General features: G+C 50.0%; 19 protein-coding genes. 7 read left to right on the top strand and 12 right to left on the bottom strand.

Annotation, left to right across the window (positions count from 1 at the left end; all coding sequences use genetic code 11):
• Positions 1 to 65 precede the first annotated feature (65 nt).
• From M2404_RS15815 to M2404_RS15825, 3 genes are read left to right on the top strand one after another with little or no spacing between them, the layout of a single operon-like run.
• Complete coding sequence (locus M2404_RS15815; RefSeq protein WP_259240733.1) at positions 66 to 1,655, top strand: flavin monoamine oxidase family protein; 1,590 nt, start codon at positions 66 to 68, stop codon at positions 1,653 to 1,655.
• A complete protein-coding gene (locus tag M2404_RS15820) occupies positions 1,652 to 2,284 on the top strand; it encodes a c-type cytochrome (protein WP_259240734.1) in 633 nt (210 codons plus the stop codon). The genes M2404_RS15815 and M2404_RS15820 overlap by 4 nt, the downstream gene beginning before the upstream one ends.
• Positions 2,281 to 2,775, top strand: a complete 495-nt coding sequence (locus M2404_RS15825; protein ID WP_259240735.1) for a RidA family protein — start codon at positions 2,281 to 2,283, stop codon at positions 2,773 to 2,775. The genes M2404_RS15820 and M2404_RS15825 overlap by 4 nt, the downstream gene beginning before the upstream one ends.
• A 46-nt stretch (positions 2,776 to 2,821) precedes the next feature.
• Here the strand turns inward: M2404_RS15825 and M2404_RS15830 are convergent, their stop codons facing one another.
• The 5 genes from M2404_RS15830 to M2404_RS15850 form a co-directional block, all read right to left on the bottom strand.
• Positions 2,822 to 4,012, bottom strand: coding sequence for a serine hydrolase domain-containing protein (locus M2404_RS15830; protein WP_259240736.1), 1,191 nt, complete (start codon positions 4,010 to 4,012; stop codon positions 2,822 to 2,824).
• 40 nt (positions 4,013 to 4,052) lie between these two features.
• Positions 4,053 to 6,719, bottom strand: a complete 2,667-nt coding sequence (locus tag M2404_RS15835) for a S8 family serine peptidase (RefSeq protein WP_259240737.1) — start codon at positions 6,717 to 6,719, stop codon at positions 4,053 to 4,055.
• 93 nt (positions 6,720 to 6,812) lie between these two features.
• On the bottom strand, positions 6,813 to 7,424 hold the full coding sequence (locus M2404_RS15840; protein ID WP_259240738.1) for a hypothetical protein: 612 nt from the start codon (positions 7,422 to 7,424) through the stop codon (positions 6,813 to 6,815).
• Positions 7,411 to 7,986: an RNA polymerase sigma factor gene (locus tag M2404_RS15845; RefSeq protein ID WP_259240739.1), complete on the bottom strand. Its 576-nt coding sequence runs from the start codon at positions 7,984 to 7,986 to the stop codon at positions 7,411 to 7,413. Before M2404_RS15845 ends, M2404_RS15840 begins: the two co-directional genes overlap by 14 nt.
• 35 nt (positions 7,987 to 8,021) lie before the next feature.
• The gene (locus M2404_RS15850; RefSeq protein WP_259240740.1) at positions 8,022 to 8,648 is read right to left on the bottom strand and encodes an energy transducer TonB; all 627 of its coding nucleotides are present in this window, start codon (positions 8,646 to 8,648) and stop codon (positions 8,022 to 8,024) included.
• Between the two features lie 154 nt (positions 8,649 to 8,802).
• On the opposite strand from M2404_RS15850, the gene M2404_RS15855 reads away from it, so the two are divergent.
• The 4 genes from M2404_RS15855 (at position 8,803) to M2404_RS15870 (ending at position 14,000) form a co-directional block, all read left to right on the top strand.
• Positions 8,803 to 10,239, top strand: coding sequence for an efflux RND transporter periplasmic adaptor subunit (locus tag M2404_RS15855; RefSeq protein ID WP_259240741.1), 1,437 nt, complete (start codon positions 8,803 to 8,805; stop codon positions 10,237 to 10,239).
• Between the two features lies 1 nt (position 10,240).
• Positions 10,241 to 10,993: an ABC transporter ATP-binding protein gene (locus tag M2404_RS15860; protein ID WP_259240742.1), complete on the top strand. Its 753-nt coding sequence runs from the start codon at positions 10,241 to 10,243 to the stop codon at positions 10,991 to 10,993.
• The gene (locus M2404_RS15865) at positions 10,990 to 12,219 is read left to right on the top strand and encodes an ABC transporter permease (RefSeq protein WP_259240743.1); all 1,230 of its coding nucleotides are present in this window, start codon (positions 10,990 to 10,992) and stop codon (positions 12,217 to 12,219) included. The genes M2404_RS15860 and M2404_RS15865 overlap by 4 nt, the downstream gene beginning before the upstream one ends.
• A gap of 239 nt (positions 12,220 to 12,458) precedes the next feature.
• Positions 12,459 to 14,000 carry a methyl-accepting chemotaxis protein gene (locus M2404_RS15870; RefSeq protein WP_259240744.1) on the top strand — a complete coding sequence of 514 codons (1,542 nt, stop codon included), beginning with the start codon at positions 12,459 to 12,461 and terminating at the stop codon, positions 13,998 to 14,000.
• A 26-nt stretch (positions 14,001 to 14,026) separates the two neighbouring features.
• On the opposite strand, the gene M2404_RS15875 is transcribed toward M2404_RS15870, so the two are convergent.
• Genes M2404_RS15875 through ccmD form a run of 7 tightly spaced genes read right to left on the bottom strand, consistent with a single transcriptional unit; the run spans position 14,027 to position 19,673 of the window.
• Complete coding sequence (locus tag M2404_RS15875) at positions 14,027 to 14,800, bottom strand: MlaA family lipoprotein (protein WP_259240745.1); 774 nt, start codon at positions 14,798 to 14,800, stop codon at positions 14,027 to 14,029.
• 1 nt (position 14,801) lies between these two features.
• On the bottom strand, positions 14,802 to 16,004 hold the full coding sequence (gene ccmI, locus M2404_RS15880) for a c-type cytochrome biogenesis protein CcmI (RefSeq protein WP_259240746.1): 1,203 nt from the start codon (positions 16,002 to 16,004) through the stop codon (positions 14,802 to 14,804).
• A complete protein-coding gene (locus M2404_RS15885) occupies positions 16,001 to 16,459 on the bottom strand; it encodes a cytochrome c-type biogenesis protein (protein WP_259240747.1) in 459 nt (152 codons plus the stop codon). Before M2404_RS15885 ends, ccmI begins: the two co-directional genes overlap by 4 nt.
• Positions 16,456 to 17,028: a DsbE family thiol:disulfide interchange protein gene (locus tag M2404_RS15890; protein WP_259240748.1), complete on the bottom strand. Its 573-nt coding sequence runs from the start codon at positions 17,026 to 17,028 to the stop codon at positions 16,456 to 16,458. The genes M2404_RS15885 and M2404_RS15890 overlap by 4 nt, the downstream gene beginning before the upstream one ends.
• Positions 17,021 to 18,988 carry a heme lyase CcmF/NrfE family subunit gene (locus M2404_RS15895; protein ID WP_259240749.1) on the bottom strand — a complete coding sequence of 656 codons (1,968 nt, stop codon included), beginning with the start codon at positions 18,986 to 18,988 and terminating at the stop codon, positions 17,021 to 17,023. The genes M2404_RS15890 and M2404_RS15895 overlap by 8 nt, the downstream gene beginning before the upstream one ends.
• Positions 18,988 to 19,473 (bottom strand): cytochrome c maturation protein CcmE, encoded by a 486-nt coding sequence (ccmE, locus tag M2404_RS15900; RefSeq protein ID WP_259240750.1) that lies wholly within the window; start codon positions 19,471 to 19,473, stop codon positions 18,988 to 18,990. The genes M2404_RS15895 and ccmE overlap by 1 nt, the downstream gene beginning before the upstream one ends.
• The gene (gene ccmD / locus M2404_RS15905) at positions 19,473 to 19,673 is read right to left on the bottom strand and encodes a heme exporter protein CcmD (RefSeq protein WP_259240751.1); all 201 of its coding nucleotides are present in this window, start codon (positions 19,671 to 19,673) and stop codon (positions 19,473 to 19,475) included. Before ccmD ends, ccmE begins: the two co-directional genes overlap by 1 nt.
• Between the last annotated feature and the right edge of the window lies 1 nt (position 19,674).

The raw sequence follows: 19,674 nt of genomic DNA on the forward strand, positions 1-19,674 counted from the left end.
CACTAAGCTGGTATTGGCCAACGCTTTACTGACTTAGTGCAGCTTGCCTGCAGGATAAACCAGCGATGACACACTACTTTAAAACCCCACTTACACGGCGCCAGTGTCTGGGCTTGCTGGCAAAGGCTGGCAGCAGTTCGGCAATACTGGGGGCCGCCGGTATTTTTGGCCTGACTAATATACCGGTAAATGCAAGCCCGGTAGCGTTAAAACCGCTGCAGGGTAAAAACCGTAAAGTGCTGATCCTCGGTGCAGGCATCAGCGGCCTTACCGCAGCCTATGAGCTGGAACGGGCTGGCTATAGTTGTAAAATTCTGGAAGCATCGCACCGGGTTGGTGGCAGAGTACTGACACTGCGCCACGGCGATTTTATCAACGAGTTGGGTACTCCACAAATTTGCCCGTTTGACGATGCGCCAAACCTGTATTTTAACGCCGGAGCAGCGCGTATTCCTGCGCACCATACCGGTATTTTGCATTACTGCCGCACGCTTGGCGTAGAGTTACAGTTGTTTAGTAACCACAACAAAAACTGTTATACCCAGGATGATGCAGCGTTTAACGGCCAGCCGGTGCGAATACGTGAATATGAAGCAGATATGCGCGGCTTTGTCGGTGAGTTACTGGCTAAATCGGCCACTGCTGACAGCACTCTGGACCAACCCTTTAATGAGCAAGACTTAGATAAGTTTATTCAGTTTGCCCGGGCTTATGGTGATCTGGATGCAGATTTAACTTATCGCGGTACTGACCGCGCCGGTTATGCTGCCGGTGGGGTTACCAGCCCGGCGATACTAAAACAACCAAGATCACTGCCAGATCTGCTGCGTAGCGACTTTTGCACCGGCGCTATGCATTTTGCTGAAATTGCCGATCAGGCTCCTGCCCTGATGACACCAAACGGAGGCATGGATAGCATTGTAAAAGCCTTTTTACGCCAGCTAACCACGCCGGTGCAACTGCATTGCCAGGTCAGCAATATTCAGCTGTTACCACAAGGCGTTGCTGTAACCTACCTGAAGCAGGGAGAAAGCTATACCGAACGGGCCGATTATTGTCTTAACTGCATACCGGCACAATTGGTTAGCGGCATAGAAAACAATTTACCGGCTGATTATGTAGCCATAATGCGTCAGTTGGGCCGCGGCAAACTGACTAAAATTGGCCTGCAAGCCAAACAACGTTTTTGGGAGCAGGAAGATATTTACAGCGGCATTAGCTGGACTAAGCAAGATATTACCCAGATATGGTATCCGCACCATGATGCTTTTAAAGCCAAGGGTATTTTACTGGGCGCGTACAGCTGGGAGCCGCAGATTTCAGATCGCTTTGCTGCGATGACGCATCAGCAACGCCTTGCCACTGCTATTGCCCAGGGTACTAAAGTGCACGCCAATTACGGCCAATATATTGAAAACGGCGTCAGTGTTTGCTGGCAACGGATGAACCATATGCTCGGTTGTGGTGCGGTGTGGACAGAAGAGTTACAAAAAACCGGCTTTGAATTGCTGCAGGCTCCGGCCGGAAACCACTATCTGATTGGCGATCAACTCAGTATGCACCCTGGCTGGCAGGAAGGTGCAGTGCGCTCGGCCTGGCATGTGCTGGCCGATATTGAGCGGCGTGAGACACTACGCACAGGAGCCCGGGCATGAATAAAATATGGCTGGTGTTTATATTGCTTAGCAGCGCCGTTCAGGCAGATTCAAAACAACCCGATGCACAGTACTGCCTGGTATGCCATGGCTCAGCGGCGCAGGGTAACGCCGCCATTAAAGCCCCTAACCTGACTATGTTACCCGACTGGTATCTGCGCCAGCAGTTTATTGCTTTTCGTAACAACTGGCGTGGCAGCGACGCAAATGACAGCCACGGTAAAGAAATGCAAGCCGTTGCAAACAGCATGAATGATGCTGAAATTGACCAGGCTATAGCTTTTATCCGCCACCGGGCGCCGGTGCATGTATCTATCAGTGTTAATACTACAGCAGATATACAACACGGCCGGCAGTTATATCAGCAATGTCAGGCTTGCCATGGCGCTAACGGTGAAGGCAACGCACAACTGCATGCACCGCCGCTGGCAGGCCAGCATAACTGGTATCTGGTACAGCAACTCCGTGCCTTTAAAAATGGCTGGCGTGGTAACCAAGGCGACGATAACTACGGCCAGATAATGCGCCAGTTTGCCCAAAGTTTAGCAAATGATCAGGCCATAGCTGATGTGGTGGCCTATATTGACAGTTTACCCCCTACCCAACCGTTAGTAAGGACAACCCGATGAAACTAAGTTTTTGTTTTGCTGCTGCATTATTAGCCATTAGCCACAGTAGCGTTGCTGCCGACATTAAACGTTACCCTCTGCCAAATAACAGCACTTTTCCTATTGCCGCGGCAGTAGAAGTGCCGGCAGGTAAAACCGTGGTGTATGAAAGCGGTAAAGTACCGGCACCGCTTAATCCTAAAGCAGAAAAAAACAGTGCGGCTTACTGGGGCAATACTGAACAGCAAACCGTTAGCGTATTAAGCCAGATTGAGGCCAGCCTGAAAGATAAAGGCCTTGGGATGGGCGATGTGGTAAAAATGACAGTGTTTCTGGTAGGCGATCCGGCGCTTGACGGCAAAATGGATTTTAGCGGCTTTATGCAAGGTTACACCCGGTTCTTTGGTACTGAGCAACAACCTAACCTGCCAGCCCGCTCTGCGTTGCAAATTGCCGGTTTAGTGGCTGACGGTATGCTGGTAGAAATTGAAGTGATTGCCACACGGCCTTAAGCACTTACCGCCAGATCACAGTTTGCTGATCTGGCTTTACTAAGGCTTACAGCTCTGTTTGCGCCGCCGCTTGCTGTGCTTCACGTTCTTGCTGATGAATAGCCGTTAACATACCAGACCAAAAATAAGTGCCCATTTCATTCATTACATTAGATTCAGCATTAATCAGCATAACCAACCCCAACTGATGCTCACGCGAATAGGCAATTTCAGCGCGATAACCTTTTACCCAGCCACCGTGATAAATAAGTTCGTCCTGGCCAAACTGATACACGCGCCAGCCCAGTGCATAATGGGCATCGGTCAGGTAGCGCCGCCATTCTTTGCGCCTTAAATCACGCCGAGTTTTTACCCGCTTGGCAGTAATTTTCTCCAGCAGGCTGTCTGACAATACCGCAGGGTTATGCCCCAGTTGGGCAATTAACCAGTAGCCTAAGTCTACCGCACTGGCATTAACGCCAGCAGCAGGGCCAAAACGGTAATAGCTTTCTGCTACTTTGGTGCTGTGCCAGCTACCTCTGGCGCGCACATGCGGCATAGCACGGTTTTCTGTGCTGAAAAAACCGTCCAGCCCGACAGAGGCTGTTGGCAGTTGCAGCGGGGTAAAAATATGCTCCTGCATTAGCTCAGCATAGGTTTTACCGGTGGTTTGCTGCATGATCGGCTCAATCAAGCTAAACAGCACATTTTGGTAGCCATAGCACTGGCCGGGAGGGCAAAGAGGATCAATTTTACTGAACTGCGGCAGGATACGCTCAGGCAACAAATCGGCTTCAATCAGGTTGTCATAGGCGTTAGCCATAACACCGGTGCTTTGTGACAATAAATGTTCAACTTTTAACTGCTTATTGTAACGTGGGCTTTTAAAACTAAACTCCGGCAAATAACGGGTAACGTTGTCGTCCCAGCTGAAATGGCCTTGTGATGCCACTATGCTGGCCAGACCAGCAGCAAAGGTTTTTGACACTGAGGCAATACGAAACACCGTGTACGGATCTACCGGTTCTTTGCTGCCAAGCTGGCGTACACCAAAACCGGCCGTGGCAATAATTTTATTACCGTGCACTATGGCATAAGCGCCACCGGGAATTTTTTGTTCGTTAAGGTTAGCGGCAAAGTACTCGTCAAAGTCTGCTACCAGAGGCCCAAACTCAAGCTCTGCCATAACAGAGCTGCTAAACAAACAAGCTATTGCCAGAAAATACTGCCGCACTGTAACCCCTTTTCTGCTTTCCATTAAGCCCGCCTGTTAAATGCTGGCGGGCATTGTAGGAGCTTTATTCTGCCTTGCCAAGCCGATAACGGTAGATCATTGCCAGTAGTAGCAACCAAACAACACCAAAGCTTCCGCCACCTGAGCCACCGCCGTTATCGGTGCCACCACCTGAACTTGCCGGGTTCACGGTAATAATGACTTCAGCACTGCTGCTAACAGTGCCATCATTGGCGGTAAAACGAAACAGTAAATGCGTTTGCGTTGTTACCGTTGGCGCAGTAAAGCTGGTATTTAATGCGGTAGCGTTACTCAGGCTTACCTGTGGCCCGCCAAGTTGCTGCCACTGGTAAGTTAGGTTGTCAGCATCACTATCTGTGGCGGTAGCCCGTAATTGTACTGTAGCACCACTGCTTACCTGCTGCCCCGTACCTGCGGACACTACCGGGGCAGTATTGCTGGTGCCACAATCAGTATTGACAACCACTGTGTCTATTTGCTGCAACCAGCTTGTAAATTGCGGATCAGTTGGCGGGCACAGATCAGTATTTTCAAAGCGGAAATCCTGCATCTGCGTCAGTGCTGTAAAGCTCTGAGGCAAGGTACCGCTCAGGGTGTTATCGCTTAACCACAGCGCTCTTAGCTGGCTAAGTTGCCCCAGTGCAGAAGGCACACTACCGCTTAACAAATTACTGTCCAGGTACAATGCCTGTAGCGTTGTAAGGTTGCCCAAGGCCGCAGGAATACTGCCGGTAAAGCGGTTTTCTGACAGATCCAGGATCTGCAATGCAGGCAAAGTACTCAACTGGGCAGGTATAGCGCCTTCAATGGCGTTGCGCCATAAAATCAGCTTTTGCAGCTTGCTAAGTTGAGTCAGTGCTAACTGCAGGTTGCCTTGCAGAGTATTAAAACTCAGATCCAGTTGTTGTAGCTCAGTTAAACCGGCAATGCTGGACGGGATTAAGCCCATCAGACGGTTATCGTCTAGTGTTACAGAAACAACATGCCCGGCACTGCAACTTACCCCGAACCAGTTACATGGCGTGTTATTTTGCAGCCAGTTTGTTTGGTTATTCCAGTTTTGCCCTGCGGTATCGTAATATAAATCAGTCAGCGCAGTGCATTCAGCTAACGGAATTTCACTAACATTATTTATGCTGCAGTAGTCGTTATTACGCAACCGCACCTCGACAGTGCCATCAGGAAATACCAGGCTGGTATTGTTACCATCAAATGTCCAGCGTGCGCTATATACGCCATCACCACTATTAATGTCGGGTGCTAAGCCATTATCTGCCAGAGTTATGCTGTTGCCGCCCTGCGTGACGCTAACAGGCACACCATTGCCATCGCAGTTAATACTCAGCACTTTTAAATCAATGGCAGTATTTGCAGCAAGGTATACCACATCTGTTACCGGCAACATACGCCGCTGACGCTGAGCATTAACACAACCCAATACACCATTCTGGCTGTTGCCGCTGGCCAGCAATAAATTACCGTTAATGGTTTGTTCTGCCAGCAGCGGATCGGTTGCCGCCTGGCCGGACACCAGCAAGCGGCCGCGCAATTGCTGCATTGTTAGTGCCGGTTCGGCAGCTTTTGCCAATGCTGCTACGCCCGCAACCATAGGTGCCGCCATAGAGGTACCTGACGCACTGGCATAACCGTTATTCAGATTAGTAGAAACAATCTCGACACCGGGGGCGGATAAACTTACCCAGTCACGGCCATAATTAGCGAAGTCGGCTTTATTACCTTGTTCGTCATGGGCCGTAACACTGATAATATTGGGTAAATCAAAGGCTGCCGGATAAAACTTCGCCTGGCTGTTTTCATTGCCGGCACTGGCAACAAACAAAATACCGGCATCATTGTGTGCTGCTATGGCATTGTATAGCGCCGGAGAGTTAATAGCCGCCCCCCAGGAATTGTTGCTGGCCACAATATTAATGTTGTGGTTCAGCTTTAAATCCAGCACGTAATCCAGGCACTCTATAGCATCACTGATAAAACCATCACCATTTACATCCATAAAACGGCACGGCAGAATTTTTACGTTCCAGTTAATACCTGCTACACCGGTATTGTTATTGGTAGTGGCTGCAATAATACCGGCAATAACGGTACCATGGCCGTCTTCATCCATGGGGTCAACATTGCCATCAGCCGGGTTTATACCGCGAATATCATCGATATAGCCGTTATTGTCGTTATCTATACCATCGCCAGCAGTTTCGCCGGGGTTTTGCCAGATATTCGCGGCTAAATCGGGGTGCAGGTAATCCACTCCGGTATCGATAACGGCAACCACCAGCTCATCGTCACCGGTAGTTTGATCCCAGGCAGCAATGGCATTAATGCCTTTACCCGCGCCAAGATGCCACTGCTGAGCAAACCGTGGGTCGTTAGGAATAGCAGCTTTACTGACTTTATGATCCAGCTCTGCCGCTTTAACACCGGGCATATTCTGGTATTGTGCTAAGGCTTTATCAACGTCAGCACCGCTGGCTAAAGTGGCAACCGCCAGTTGCGGCAGATGTTGATAATGGCGCAATGGCTGCGATTTGCTTTTTGTTACGCCTTGTACCGACAGCAATTGCGGTTCAAAACTACTGGCGCTCAGCTCTGGTTCTAATGTCAGAATAATTCTTGCCTGCTGCGGTGCCGCTTCGGCCCAGGCACACAACAAGCCACAACCCGCTATAGCCAACAAACTATTTCTGAACATATTTCACCTCAAGCTGTAACAGAACGTTATCAGCTAATACTACGGGATCTTTGTATAAACAGTGTAATTCTTTTTGTATTGAAAATTGCTTCTTCAGCTGTCAGAACAATACAAGCCACTGCTAACCGGTTTAATGGCAACCAACCTACCGGCACTATTGCTGACAAACTCAACCCACTGCTGCTGAGCAAAGTCGCTAAGTTTATGCTGTTGCAGGTTTAATTGGCTTAATAACTGTCGATCTATAGTCAGTAGCAGATCGTCACATACGGTGATTTGCCACTGTTCTTCTTGTTGACGTAATAAGCCGGTATGATAATGAAAGGCCGTGCTACGCTGTTGGGCTGCAGTGTATTGTTGATAAACCACAGATGGATCGACCTGCTGCGAAAGTGCCATATACTCAGTTTGCGGTGATAACAGGTGTTGCTGTACCTCTTTATAATGCTCGCCCTGCGTTACCACTACCTGATAATACAATGGCTCTTTTTTATCTGCCGGTTGCAATAAGTATCCCATCAACAGCAACAAGGCACAGCTCATTGCCAACTGAGTATTACGCCACAACCCCATACCGTTATGGCGTTTTACTGACCTGGCGCGACGAACTATTTCACGACCAACCCGCTGCGGCAGCACATGGCAGGCTTTATCATGCTGGTACTGCTGTTGCAGCTTTTGTTCAAAATGTTCAGGCGTTGTCATCTGAGCCTCCGGCCAGTTGCTGTAAAAACTGTCTGGCATAACGTAAACGACTTTTTATGGTTTCAGCTGGCTGCCGGGTAATATCGCTGATCTGCTGTAATGAAAAACCTTCCAGTTGCAGCATTAACGCTTCTCGCTGTAAAAACGGCAGTAATTGTAATTGCTCACTAAACAATAATTGCCGCCTGTTGGCATCTAACTGCTGTGCCAGGCAGGTACTGGCAGCAAGCCCGGTTTCAGGCATATCTGTCTGCCAGCGCTTACGGCGGCGTAACTCATCAATCAGGCAATTACGTCCCACACTAAACAACCAGGTTTTAAAGCTGCTTGTGCCAGCAAAGCTGTAAGGTTGCTCAATAAGTTTAAGCCAGCATTGCTGGCTAATATCTTCTGCCAGCGCTTTGTCCGATTGCTGCGCCAAAAAGTGGTATAACTCATTGCCATGCAACGCAATCAGTTTCTCCAGATACGCAGGGCTGCCTGTGTCACGGTACAACGCGAACAGTTGCTCTGCACTGCTATCACTGCCAAACCAGCCACTAACAAAGAAGGATAATGCCATTGAACTGCTCCTTGTGCTTACCCTGTAATTTCAGCCTAGTCGTTCTGTAAACTGAAATCGAGCTGAACCTGCATATTCTGTTGTTTTACCGCTTTACCATCAACCAGTTGCGGCTGATACTTCCAGCGCCGCAGTGCCCTTACCGCTTCGCGGTTAAATAGGGTTGCCGGCTCAGCTGCAAGCACAGCTACGTCAGTAACGGCACCGGTTTCATCTATGGTAAAACTCAGCCGTACCCAGCCTGAAATACCATCGCGCGCCGCTTCTGTCGGATAACGTGGTTCAACCCTGACCAATGGCGTAGCAGAGCGCTCACCACTTTGCATCATGGTATCCGGGCCACTGCTACGGGGAATATTTATTCTGTCTATTGGATCAAAGCCAGGGGTAAGGTTTGTTAACGTGTCCACCGTCGGCTCTACTTTAGGTAAATCACGTGGCTTTAGCTCTGGCATCGGTGGTAATACTTTATTTTTTATTACATCAGACTCTGGCGGCGGGTTAAAAAGCTCAATCGGCAGGTACACAGGTGATACCTGTGGTTTTATGCCGTCCGTTTTGATCAGTTGCTGCATAGCAGCAAACAGTAAAAAAGTAATCGTTAGTGCCGATAAGCCGGCAGAAGCGATTTTTACGGTGTGTTGAGAAAGCAAAGTTTGCATATCAGCTCCTTATTAGCGGTATTAACGATTAGACGTTTGAGCCAATAAAACGGGGTTAAACTTTTTGCCTTTACACAACCTTTACCCTGCCCTGACATTGCTTAGCAGTGGAGGCTGATATAGTAAACGCATACAGTTTTATGGAGTAAAAGCAGTGCGTTATTGGATTTCAGCTTTCGTGGTAGCATTAGTCGCTGCCGGTTTTTGGCTTAACACCGGCCCCCAGCAGCAACAGATACAATATCAAACCCAAAGCCCTGCCCGTGGTGATGTTGAAAGCGTGGTAAACACCGCCGGTACCACCAAGGCAGTTGTTACAGTGGAAGTGGGTACTGAAGTGTCAGGGCTTATTACCGAGTTATATGTCGACTTTAACGACGATGTCACCCAGGGCCAGGCTATTGCTAAACTGGACGACAGAACTTATGTGGCCAAATTGCGCCAGGCAGAGGCCGATGTAGTAATGGCACAGGCCAGCCTGGCACAGCAAAAAGCCACGCTGACCAAATCTAACACCGAGCTGGCCCGTACCGAACGGGCTTATACCCGCCAGCAACAGCTGATGCAACAAAAGCTGAGCAACCAAAGTGAGCTGGATGATGCCAGAGCCGCGTTTGAAACAGCACAAGCGCAAATAGTGCTGGCACAGGCGCAAATTCAAAGCGCTGAGGCACAGCTGCTGCAACGTAATGCCCAATTAGAACAAGCCCAGCTTGATTTAGACCGCACAACTATCCGCTCGCCGGTTAACGGCACAGTAATAGACCGTCAGGTAGATACCGGCCAGACAGTGGCAGCCAGTTTGTCGGCCCCTACGCTGTTTACCATAGCGCAGGATTTATCCCGTATGCAGATTGAAGCCGACGTAGATGAGGCCGACATAGGCAAAGTGCAGCATGGCCAGTTGGTGCGCTTTCAGGTTGATGCCTATCCGGAGCGGCGTTTTTCCGGTGAAGTCGCCCAGGTACGTAAAGCAGCTATCAATACCAACAACGTGGTGACATACAAAGTTATTATTAATGCCCCGAACCAGCAGCAGTTATTGCTGCCGGGTATGACAGCCAATATGAATATTGTACGTGGCGCAAAGCAGGATGTACTGCGCATACCAAATGCGGCTTTACGTTTTAAACCCGTTGGTGTAACAGCCGAAACGCAAAGCCAGCCAGATATGGCCACTAATTTAATTAAGCAGCTAAACCTTAATGCCGACACGGCTGCTAAGGTAAAACAAGTGTATGCCGAATTTGGTAAAGCCATGCAGCAAAGCCGCAGCCAGAATGCCGACAACCCAATGGCAGACCCGCGCCAGGCAATGACGCAACAGCGGCAAAAACTGCAAAATGCACTGCAACTGGTGCTGACAGAGCAACAGTACCAGCAATATATGCAGTTAAACGAGCAGCGCCGCAACAGGGCGCCAAATGCAGAAGCCGGCACCCGAGCCCAGGTATGGCGCTTAAACACAGCTGGTCAGCCAGAACCGGTGAATATACGTATTGGTTTAGCTAATGATGAATACTCAGAACTGCTGGGCGGCGACATTAGCGAAAACGACAAGATAATTGTACGTGCAGTAAGGGCCGACTGATATGAGCCACACTGTTGTTGAAACCAAAGCGCTGGAAAAACATTACCAGATGGGGGGCCAGCATTTACGGGCGTTAAAAGATATCAGCATCCGTATTGCCGAAGGTGACTTTGTTGCCGTGATGGGCCCTTCCGGTTCGGGCAAATCAACCTTTATGAATATGATTGGTTGCCTCGATGCTCCCAGCCGGGGCCAGATCCTATTGCAGGGCGAAGCCTTAACCCAACTTTCAGCCGCCGCGCTGGCAAAAGTGCGTAATAAGTATATTGGCTTTGTATTTCAGCAGTTTAATTTGCTGCCACGTACCAGTGCGCTGGACAATGTGCTACTGCCATTGCTGTACAACAACACACCACGTGATGAAGCAAGGGCTCGGGCACAAGCTTGCCTGCAACTGGTTGGGTTGGGCGACCGGCTGGATCATCAGCCCTCGCAATTGTCCGGCGGCCAACAACAACGGGTTGCTATTGCCAGGGCACTGGTAAATGATCCGGCGCTGATTTTAGCCGACGAACCCACCGGCGCGCTGGATACAGAAACCGGGTTAGAAGTAATGCAGCTATTACAACAACTACACCAGCAAGGCAAAACTATAGTGCTGGTAACCCACGAAAGTGATATTGCCGCTTTTGCCAACCGCCAGCTGTTATTTAAAGACGGCAACCTGATATCTGATCGCAGCTCAATACCGCACAGCGCAGCAGCTGAACTGGCAATACTGCGCCAGCAACGGATAAAGGAGGTTGCGGTATGAACAGCCTGACCTTACTGCAGGTAGCCTGGGTGGCGCTACGGGTAAACCTGCTGCGCAGCATTCTTACCATGCTGGGGATAATTATCGGCGTAGCCGCAGTCATTATTATGCTGGCATTAGGGGCTGGCGCCCGCTATGACGTTGACCAACAAATAAAAAGCCTGGGCGGCAATGTATTTGTGGTATTTGCCCGCGGCCGATTTATGGGCGGTGCACGCGAAGCCAGCGGCAGCAGCCAGGGCCTGACAGAAATGGATGCACAGGCCATAGAACAGCAAATTCCGGAAGTTAATGTTGCCACTCCTACCCTGCGAGCCAGTGGCCAGCTGATTTATGGCAACCTGAACTGGGCACCGGAAATTCACGGTGTCGACAATAAAATTTATACCGCCCAAAGCTGGGAACTGGCCGAAGGGCGCAGCTTTAGTGATACCGAACTGGCCAGTGCCGGGCGGGTGGCGGTAATAGGGCAAACGGTAAAACGTGAGCTGTTTGGCGCCGCAGATGCACTTGGCCAAACGGTGCGGGTAAATAAAATGCCGGTTACGGTTATTGGTGTGCTTAAAGGCAAAGGACAAAATACTCAGGGTAATGATCAGGACGACCTGATTTTTATGCCGCTGGATACCGTACGCAAACGCATCGCCGGCATGACACTCTCCAGCCCCAAAGCCGTGCGGTCTATTATTGTGCAGGTAACAGATGAGCGCGATATGAGCATAGTTGAGCAGCAACTTGACAGCCTGCTGCGCCAGCGTTTGCGCATTAGCGACAACCAGAGCGGTTTTAGCATTCGTAACCTGGCTGAAATGGTAGAAACCCGCTCGCAAACGATGCAGATATTTAATGGCCTGCTGGCTGCAGTAGCGTCAGTATCACTGCTGGTAGGAGGTATTGGCATTATGAATATTATGTTGGTGTCGGTTACCGAGCGCACCCGTGAAATTGGCCTGCGTATGGCTGTGGGAGCCGAGCCGAGGATTATTTTAAAGCAGTTTCTGGTAGAGGCAGTGTTGCTCTGTGCCATGGGCGGGTTAATTGGCTTAACTCTGGCGGTTGCTGTCAGTTTGGGGTTAGAGCATTTTGCCGGTTTTACCGCCATAATTCAGCCGCAGGTTGTAGTAATGAGCCTGGGGTTTTCCTGCCTTATCGGGGTGTTTTTTGGCTATTATCCGGCGACTAAAGCGGCCCGTATGCAACCAATTGAAGCGCTGCGCTTTGAGTAACGCAGAATATACCAAAATCATTGAAAATGCAGGTAGGCGGCAAGTAAGCGAATCCCCATGAGCATAGGAATACCATATGATTGGGGTGAGCGAGCGCAGCTAACACCGCTGCAGCTTCAAGGATGACGGGTATAGACTTTAGTCTTGGTGCCACAGCAGCTGATTGACAGTACGGCAGAATTTCCGAACACTCAGAAAATAACCTATAGTTTTATTTTTTGTTGTGCCACGGGATACTTATGCAACTTAAAAGTGCCAAACCTGCTTTGCTGGTGTTTGCGGTTCTGCTGGTGCAGGCAATAAGTTTTGCCGCTACCTCCTCTGCCATACTGGCATTAACGCTGGCTGCTATCATGCTGTTACTGTTTTTCTACTGGCCGGTAGCTGCAGTACAACCGGCTAGTGACAATAATAATGAAGCACTGGCAAAAACCGCAGATAATATTACCGAAGCCACGTCAAAAATGGCCATTGGTGCAGCTGAAGTGTCGTTTTATATTGATAGCCTGATTAAAGATATTCAGCACAGCGGTGATGACAGCAGCAAAATTGCTGACGTGAGTAACCGCCTGGCCAGCACCGGCAACGAACTTACCCGCTCGCTGCAAAGTATTGGTAGTGCGCTGCAGCAAACGGCAGCCGCATCGCAACAGGCCGATAACCTGCTGGGATCCGGCGTCAACAATATTAAAGCGCTGGTTAGTGCTGTCAGCGACGCTGCAGTGCAACTGGCCCAGCTACGCAGCAGCAGCGACAATATTCAACGTATTACTGACGTCATTAACTCCGTAGCCGAACAAACCAACTTGCTGGCGCTAAACGCAGCCATTGAAGCAGCCCGTGCCGGTGAGCAGGGCCGTGGTTTTGCCGTGGTAGCCGATGAAGTAAGAACGCTGGCAGGCAAAACAGCTACCGCTACTAAAGATATTGCCGCTATGCTCAGTGATATCCGCGACCAAAGCCAGCATACTGCCAGCCAGATGAGCCAGCTACAACAAGCCGGTGAGCAGGTGCAGCAAGAACTGTTGCAGGTTGCTGCTGGTTTTAATGATATAAACCAGCAAATAAGCACTTCTTCGCAAACATTAGGCCAGATTGAACAGGTAAGTACTGATCTGGAACATACCAGTGAACAACTGGCCCACTCCATCGGAAATATCAGCCAGGCGCTGAAAACGATTGGCCAGAAAGGTAACTCGGTAGCACAGCAGGCGATAGAACTGTCGGTAGAAACTGAAAGTGTTTACCGCGAACTGAGCACGCTAAGTGAACACAGTTTTTTCAGCCCTATACTGGCCGAGGCCAGGCAAGCGGCAGATGCGATTGGCCGGTTGTTCAGCCAGGCAGTTGCCGATGGCCGCCTGAGTATGGAAGCGCTGTTTGCCGAGAAATACCAGCCGATAACCGGCAGCAATCCGCCAAAGTTTCATACCGGTTATGACAGCTTTACTGATCAGTTTTTACCGGCAATACAAGAGCCGGTATTAAGCCGGCATAGCAATGTGCTTTATGCCGGAGCGGTGGATCGCAAGGGGTATTTTCCTACCCATAACAAAAAATTCAGCCAGCCATTAACCGGCAATTACGACAAAGATTTACTGCAAAACCGTACTAAACGCATTTTTAGTGACCGCACCGGCAGCCGCTGTGGCAACCATACCGAAACCATGCTACTGCAAACCTATAAACGCGATACCGGCGAGATCCTGCATGATTTATCAGTGCCCATCATGATAAACGGCAAGCACTGGGGTGGTTTTCGTATTGGCTTTAAACGCTAAACCGGGCCTCAGCCCGGTTTATGTACTTACAGATCGTCGAGTAAATCATCAAAGATGCTTTCATCCACTTCAGGCTCTTCCTGCTTTGGCGGATTACCATCATATATTTTAAACAATTGGTGCTGATAATAAGATTCTTTGACAAACGCATAAGGATCAAGTGACTCGTCCAGCATCTTCTCCATCGACATCAGCTGCTCACGGCTATCTAATGCATTGATAGCCGCTCTGGTAAGGGTAAGCGGCGTATTTAGCAGCCCCAGCGGAAAATACAGGTTATCAACCAAACCACCTGCCGTACCCCGCACAGTGGTAGGGCCAAGCGCCGGTAACATCAGGAAAGGGCCGTCACCCACACCCCATACAGCTAGTGTCTGGCTAAAGTCTTCATCCTGCTCTACCAGGCCAATTCGGGTTGCAACATCAAATAAACCAAACAGACCAAGTGTGCTGTTTACCAGAAAACGCCCTGCGCTGATAGCCGCGCGGTCTGGTTTTGCCTGCAGGGCTCCATTTACAAAACTGGCTGGCTCACTGAGGTTACTGGCCACATTCACTAAGCCTTTTCGCGCAGGCTTGGGAACTACTGTCATATAACCTACCGTTGCCGGACGCAGCAAATACGTGTCCAGAATGTCGTAGTTAAAGTCCCACAGCGGCCGGTTAATAGTTTCTAACGGATCACGGCTATCCCGGTAATTATTGTGCTGCTGGGTTTGTGCATTATCAGGTTTACTTGCACAGCCGGTAACCAGCAGCATTAACGGCAATAACACGGCCAAACACGACGATTTACGCATATTAAGGTTCCAGTTTTAACGAAACAGAAAGCAAGGGATCATCAGAAAACGATAAAACATCTGAAGCCGTTTGAATATCACCAGGGCGCTGTTCTACAGTACCAGACAACGACATACGGGCAACAACCTGCACCTTATCAGCATTAGCCAGACTCCAGCCAGGCTGCATTGCCATTTGTTCAGTAAGCATCAGTTGCTGCTCACCGGAAGGTAAAGGAATACGTTGTACTGCCAGAGGCAATGCCGCCCCCTCCACCGCTTTAGCAAACAAAAACAGGCTGGCATTCGGATTAGCCTGTTTTAATGCCGGGTCAACATACAATGTAACGCTAATCTGGCGCCCTTGCGGCATTTCATCAATATTAAGCTCGTCTAAACGCTGCTGCACCACAGCATAGCGCGGGTCATTTGTTGGTAATTGTCTTAATAAAATCTGCCAGGCGCTGGCGGCTTCGGTAACATCGCCTTTTTCATAGGCAATCAGCGCCATCAGTGATAAGGCATCAGTATTTTCTGTATCACGGCTTAATACTCTGGCTACTGCGCGCCCGGCTCTGGCCAGGCTGTCGTCATCACCCAGCAGAATTAATGCCTGCGCATAACTAAGTAACAACGGTGCGCGCTCCGGCGTTAGCTTAAGTGCTTTTTCAAAAGCAGCAACAGCCTGCTCCAGCACACCCTGCGACATGCGGATACGGCCCAGCAACATCCAGGCTACGGCATCATCGCCTTCGTTAGCTAAGCGGGTGCGCAGTGCTAATGCAAACAGCTCCACTTCCTGATCTGATAACGGTTCGCCCTGGTTCAGCAAGGCCCGCTCACCATATTGAGATAAATTTTGCTGGGCCTGCTGCCATTGCTGCAACTGGCGATAATGCCCGGTACTGGCATAGACACCGGCCACTATCAGCAAAGTAAGCACTAACAGCACTAACGGCAAACGCCAGTTCGTGCGGCTGTTATCTGTTTGCGCTAACTGCTGCTGTTGCAGCAAAAACTGGCTTTTCAGTTCCTGCGCCGCACTGTCAAAGTCCTGCTCGGCCAGCTCACCGGCATCACGTGCCAGTGCCAGCAACTGCAGGCGTTCTTCAAATAGCTGGGCCGGAGTTTGCAATGGTAATTCTGTACTACGCCGGGGCCAGAACAACACTGTTGCGCTTAACAATAACATCAATACAGCAGCAGATAACAACGGCCACATCATGGCTTTTTACTCCGGTAACGTTTAATCAGCTGATCCAGCTCAGTATTTAACTCGCTTTTAGTATCAGCATTATGTTGTGGCTGCCGGCTACGGCGGTAAATTGCCGTACCGAGCAACAATGCCAGCATCAGCACCGGGGCTAACCACAACCACAGCGTATAGCGGTTCAGTGGCGGCTGATAATGCACAAAATCGCCGTAGCGGTTAATCATGTAATCTAATACCTGCTGCCGCTCCTGGCCCTGACGTACCAGCTCGTAAGTTTTTTGCCGCATATCTACTGCCACTATGGCATTAGAATCAGCAATATTCTGGTTCTGACACTGCGGGCAGCGTAGCTCTGCCGTTAAGCTGCGGTATAAATCACGCTGGCTGTCGTTATCAAACTGCAATAACTCCTGCGCATTCAGTGCACCGCTTAACAGCAATATTACTGTCGCAATCAGGTATTTCATGGCTGGCTCCACTGCTGATACAGCGGTGCCAGTTTGGCGCGCCATATTCGCGGGTTAATATCACCAATATGATGTGCCCGTACGATGCCGTCAGCGTCTACCAAAAAGGTTTCGGGTGCGCCGCTAACGCCTAAATCCAGCGATAAACTGCGCTCTAAATCAAGAATATTAAACTGGTAAGGATCGCCGTTTTGCTGCAGTTTTTGCGCTACGTCCTGCTGCAATGTTTTAAGATTAAAAGGTGTATCAAAGGTAGGATCGCGCGGCAGCTCATAGTACAGGCCAACAATTTTAACCCCTTGTTTGCGCAGCTCGGTAAGATAACCCAGCTCAGCATTACAGGTTGGGCACCAGGTTCCCCAGACATTAAGCAAAAAAGTTTCGCCGTGCAGTTGCTGTGGCGTCCAGATCTGTTGCGGCTGCATCAGATCTGCCAGCGCAAATTCAGGCAGCGCTTTATTCAGGCTGGCTGATTCACGTTCACGCGGATCAGAAAACAAGCCACTGAGCAAAAATACCGTCAGCAGCAAAAACAGAGCCAGCGGGACATAAAAAAACAGCTTACGCATTAGCTACCTCCTGCTTGATTGCCGGTGGCGTTTTCCGCCGGTAACGTTTATCTGCCAAGGCCAGTAAAGCGCCTAATGACATCAGCAAGCCTCCGAGCCAAATCCAGCGCACGAAGGGTTTAACCTGAATACGCAGCGCCCAGGCATTGCCGGGTAATTCTTCCCCCAACGACACATACAAGTCACGGCTTAAACGGGCATGTACCGCAGCTTCAGTCATAATGGTGCGCTGAATACGGTAAAAACGTTTCTCAGCATGCAAATGCGTTATATAGCGGCCATCTTTGCGCACATCAAGCTCTGCAGCCTGGCCACCATAGTTAGGCCCGTCCAGATCATACACGTCTACCAGCGTAAACTGATAACCGGCCAGTGTGGCAGTATCGCCTTCCTCCATCCGTACATCGCGCTCTTCGGTGTAGGTTTTGGTCATAGCAACACCAATCACCAGCACAGCAAAGCCAATATGTGCCAATGTCATGCCATAGTGGCTGGCATTAAGTTTGGTCATACCCTGTGTTACTGAACCGAACTGGCGCATGCGTAACATTACCTCTGCCAGTGCCGATACGCCCACCCAGGCTCCCAGTAACATGCCAAGTAACGCCAGGTTAGCCTGCACACTTTGCATACTGGCCAGCACACCAAGCGCCAGCACCAAAGACGCTACAGCTACCAGGCCAAGCGGTTTAACCAAAGGCGTAAACTGTTGCTGCTTCCAGCGTACCCATGGGCCTAAGCCCAGCATCAGTGCAAACGGGATGGTTAAATAGTAAAACATCTGATTGAAAAACGGCTCGCCGATAGAAATAGAGCCTAAACCCAGTTCTTTATGGAATAACGGAAATAACGTTCCGAGAAACACAATTAAGCAAGCCGTCAGCAGAAATATATTATTGCCCCACAGCACCATCTCGCGCGAAAACAGCTGATAGCGCGCCTGCGAGCGGACAGAATTCATCCGCATGCCGTACAACAACAGCGAACCGCCTACTACCAGCAGCAAAAATACCAACAGGTACATGCCCCGGCCCGGATCAGTAGCAAATGAATGCACTGACACCAATACGCCAGAGCGGACTAAAAAGGCTCCTACCAGGCTAAGCGCAAACGCAGCCAGTGCCAGTAGCACTGTCCAGCTTTTAAAGGTGCCGCGTTTTTCAGTTACCGCCAAACTGTGAATTAATGCTGTACCTGCCAGCCAGGGCATAAAAGAAGCGTTTTCTACCGGGTCCCAGAACCACCAGCCGCCCCAGCCCAGTTCGTTATATGCCCACCAGCTACCGAGCATGATACCCAGCGTAAGAAATAACCAGGCCGCTAATGCCCAGGGCCGTACCCAACGCGCCCATACACTATCAAAGCGGCCGCCCATCAGTGCAGCTATAGCAAAGGCAAAGGCCACAGCAAAGCCAACATAGCCCATATACAATGTAGGCGGGTGCATGATCATGCCAAAATCCTGCAACAGCGGATTCAGATCGCGCCCCTCAACCGGGAAAAACGGCAGGCTGCGCTCAAACGGATTGGACATAAACAACGAAAAAGCGATAAAGCCGACGCAAATAATACCTAAAATGCCCAGAATACGGCCCAGCAGCAATAAAGGTAAGGCTTTGGAAAACTGGGCAACTAAGGCTGTCCAGCCTGCCAGCATCAGTACCCATAACAGCATAGAGCCTTCGTGCGAGCCAAAGCTGGCAGTGATCTGGTAATACCAGGGCAAGGTGGTGCTGGAGTTTTGCGCGACGTTAACTACAGTAAAATCGTTAGTACGAAAGGCATAAATCAGTGCCAGCATTGCCAGCAAACAAAACAAAAACTGGCCTAAAGCCAGCGGTTTGGCCAGCAACAACATACGCTGGTTAGCGACAAAGCTGCCATACAAGGGCAAAATTGCCAGTAACAGCGAAAGTGCAAAGGCAAATGTCAGCGCCAGCTGACCGGCTTCAACAATCATTAATAGCTCCCGCTGGCAGGTTGCTGCTGTGACGGCGGCACATGCCGGATACCTTTTAAGGCTTCGGCAACTTCCGGCGGCATGTATTCTTCATCGTGCTTGGCAAGCACCTCAGATGCTTTAATGGTTGTGGCATCCTGCAACACGCCTTGTGCCACTATGCCCTGCCCCTCACGAAACAAATCCGGCAGAATACCTTCGTAGATCACAGTAACCAATGGGCCGGTATCAACCAGATCAAAACTGACTTTCAATGACTCAGGATCACGCTTTACTGAGCCGGCAACCACCATACCGCCAATACGCAGGCGCTGGCCAACCTGAGGCTTTATTTTATCTTTACCCAGACCATCCACTAACTGCGAGGGTGTATAAAATAAATCGATATTCTGCTGCAGAGCATAAAGCATGGCTGCTACGGCGCCGGTGAGTAAACCAATAACCAACAAAATGGCGAACAGGCGTTTCTGACGTCTTGGCTGCATTAGTCTGTTTGCTCCTGATACTGCTGAAGGCGTTTTTCGCGGGCCAGCTTTGCACTGAGCTGGCGCTTGAATTGTTTGTGCTGGTACTGACTGTACCAAACTAAGGCAGCCAGCATGATATAACTGCTGCCAAAAGATAACCAGACAAAGAGGCCATAACCGCCCATTGCCCAAAATTCTGCCCATGACTGAAAATACATA

It is taken from the genome of Rheinheimera pacifica (genome assembly GCF_024809855.1).
Lineage (GTDB): Bacteria > Pseudomonadota > Gammaproteobacteria > Enterobacterales > Alteromonadaceae > Alishewanella > Alishewanella pacifica_A.

Coding starts and splice junctions, on each gene's coding strand:
- M2404_RS15835 (WP_259240737.1), bottom strand. CDS start 6,719: ATGTTCAGAAATAGTTTGTTGGCTATAGCGGGTTGTGGCTTGTTGTGT.
- M2404_RS15815 (WP_259240733.1), top strand. CDS start 66: ATGACACACTACTTTAAAACCCCACTTACACGGCGCCAGTGTCTGGGC.
- M2404_RS15830 (WP_259240736.1), bottom strand. CDS start 4,012: ATGGAAAGCAGAAAAGGGGTTACAGTGCGGCAGTATTTTCTGGCAATA.
- M2404_RS15825 (WP_259240735.1), top strand. CDS start 2,281: ATGAAACTAAGTTTTTGTTTTGCTGCTGCATTATTAGCCATTAGCCAC.
- ccmE (WP_259240750.1), bottom strand. CDS start 19,473: ATGCAGCCAAGACGTCAGAAACGCCTGTTCGCCATTTTGTTGGTTATT.
- M2404_RS15895 (WP_259240749.1), bottom strand. CDS start 18,988: ATGATTGTTGAAGCCGGTCAGCTGGCGCTGACATTTGCCTTTGCACTT.
- M2404_RS15845 (WP_259240739.1), bottom strand. CDS start 7,986: ATGGCATTATCCTTCTTTGTTAGTGGCTGGTTTGGCAGTGATAGCAGT.
- M2404_RS15885 (WP_259240747.1), bottom strand. CDS start 16,459: ATGAAATACCTGATTGCGACAGTAATATTGCTGTTAAGCGGTGCACTG.
- M2404_RS15890 (WP_259240748.1), bottom strand. CDS start 17,028: ATGCGTAAGCTGTTTTTTTATGTCCCGCTGGCTCTGTTTTTGCTGCTG.
- ccmI (WP_259240746.1), bottom strand. CDS start 16,004: ATGATGTGGCCGTTGTTATCTGCTGCTGTATTGATGTTATTGTTAAGC.
- M2404_RS15820 (WP_259240734.1), top strand. CDS start 1,652: ATGAATAAAATATGGCTGGTGTTTATATTGCTTAGCAGCGCCGTTCAG.
- M2404_RS15865 (WP_259240743.1), top strand. CDS start 10,990: ATGAACAGCCTGACCTTACTGCAGGTAGCCTGGGTGGCGCTACGGGTA.
- M2404_RS15860 (WP_259240742.1), top strand. CDS start 10,241: ATGAGCCACACTGTTGTTGAAACCAAAGCGCTGGAAAAACATTACCAG.
- M2404_RS15850 (WP_259240740.1), bottom strand. CDS start 8,648: ATGCAAACTTTGCTTTCTCAACACACCGTAAAAATCGCTTCTGCCGGC.
- M2404_RS15875 (WP_259240745.1), bottom strand. CDS start 14,800: ATGCGTAAATCGTCGTGTTTGGCCGTGTTATTGCCGTTAATGCTGCTG.
- ccmD (WP_259240751.1), bottom strand. CDS start 19,673: ATGTATTTTCAGTCATGGGCAGAATTTTGGGCAATGGGCGGTTATGGC.
- M2404_RS15840 (WP_259240738.1), bottom strand. CDS start 7,424: ATGACAACGCCTGAACATTTTGAACAAAAGCTGCAACAGCAGTACCAG.
- M2404_RS15870 (WP_259240744.1), top strand. CDS start 12,459: ATGCAACTTAAAAGTGCCAAACCTGCTTTGCTGGTGTTTGCGGTTCTG.